At 36.5% G+C, this 1,394-nt stretch carries 2 protein-coding genes; both read right to left on the bottom strand.

The features are described 5' to 3' along the window. Positions 1-28 precede the first annotated feature (28 nt). Entirely contained in the window at positions 29-967 is a 939-nt protein-coding gene (locus T375_RS11745) for an IS3 family transposase (protein WP_197019859.1), read from the bottom strand. Next, on the bottom strand, positions 901-1,275 hold the full coding sequence (locus T375_RS11740; protein ID WP_044938772.1) for a hypothetical protein: 375 nt from the start codon (positions 1,273-1,275) through the stop codon (positions 901-903). Before T375_RS11740 ends, T375_RS11745 begins: the two co-directional genes overlap by 67 nt. Positions 1,276-1,394 lie beyond the last annotated feature (119 nt).

The following is a 1,394-nucleotide window of genomic DNA, read 5'->3' as shown; positions in this document are numbered from 1 at the left end:
TGCACTAGTCAAGCAAAAGTAGACAGGTTTACGTGTTTTTACACATAGTTTCTCCACTGTAATACTCTCGATACTGTTTTGGAGTCAGATAACTCAGAGAGTAGGCAGGGCGTTCTTCATTGAAGAACACTATGTATCTGGCAATGTCTTTTTCAATGGTGGCATTGCTTGTTATATGTAGATCACTAAATATCTCTGCCTTAATCCAACCATTAATCGCTTCCATAGCAGCATTATCAGTAGGAGTTCCCGCACGGGACATAGAGTGAATTATGTTATAAAGTGGCAGTATTTCATTAAAGTTTTTAGATGCATAAACGGACCCTTGGTCGGTATGCAGAATCATCTGAAGGTCAGGGTATTGAGATTTGATATTTATAAGCTCATTAAGGCCGCTGATATACGTTCGTCTATCTCCACGCTTTGATGACAATGAATAAGTAAGAATCTCATTGTTCCATAAATCCATATAAAGTGTTAGCTCATAGTAAACTCCACCAAGACAGAATGCGGTCATATCGCTTACAACACATTCCATTGGACCATTGATATTCATGCCACTTAATAAAAGATTTGGAAATACTTTGTATGGATCTCCTGGCTTTTTGTATCTATAATGCTTTGCAATACTTGTTATCCCAGCCGCTTTACATATCCTGTGAGCGCGTTGATCAGACATAATGAGACCTGTATCAAGTCTTATTTTTGCATTAAGCCAACGGTATCCGTGAGATGGATACTTAGCATGATATTCTTTGAACACAAGCATGTCACTGACAAATGATTTCATTTTATCAGAAGGATGCTCAAGGCGCTTTTTCCACTTGTAAAAGCCACTACGGTTAACATCAAGTACCTTACATAAATGTTTTACAGGGAACTTGCCAGACAGTTCAAAAATTATTTCATATTCTTGTTGTTTAAAGAAATGAACTCCTTGTTTACACCAACTCCTTTCACTTCGTATCCTTTTTTTGCTCGCAGTTCATTTGCTTTGGCTTTGATAAGTTCATCAATAAGTTCTTCTTTAGACATTGCCATATATGCATCAATATCAGCCTCTTTGGAAGAAAGCTCAGTTATGTTGCTGCATTTAGATTTTTTTCCATTGATTGTTGTAGATGTAGGAACCCCAATGGATTCTTTATAAGCTCTGATGCTTGTATCCAGAAAAGTTCCTTTACAACCATATTTTTCCATTGCCTCCGCTCTGGTTAATTCATGGTTATAAATCTGGCGTCCTATGTCTAATTTTTGTTCTTTAGAGTATCGCATATAGCACCTCGCTGTCTTTGATTATGTAAACAAGAATACTTTTATAAATAGATGTTACCTTTATAAAATACAGATGTCTACATAATGCGTGTAGTGTCTACTTTTACGTTACCACTTCA

It is taken from the genome of Pseudobutyrivibrio sp. LB2011 (assembly GCF_000701765.1).
In the GTDB taxonomy this organism is placed as follows: domain Bacteria; phylum Bacillota; class Clostridia; order Lachnospirales; family Lachnospiraceae; genus Pseudobutyrivibrio; species Pseudobutyrivibrio ruminis.
This window is presented reverse-complemented; position numbering and strand designations above follow the sequence as displayed.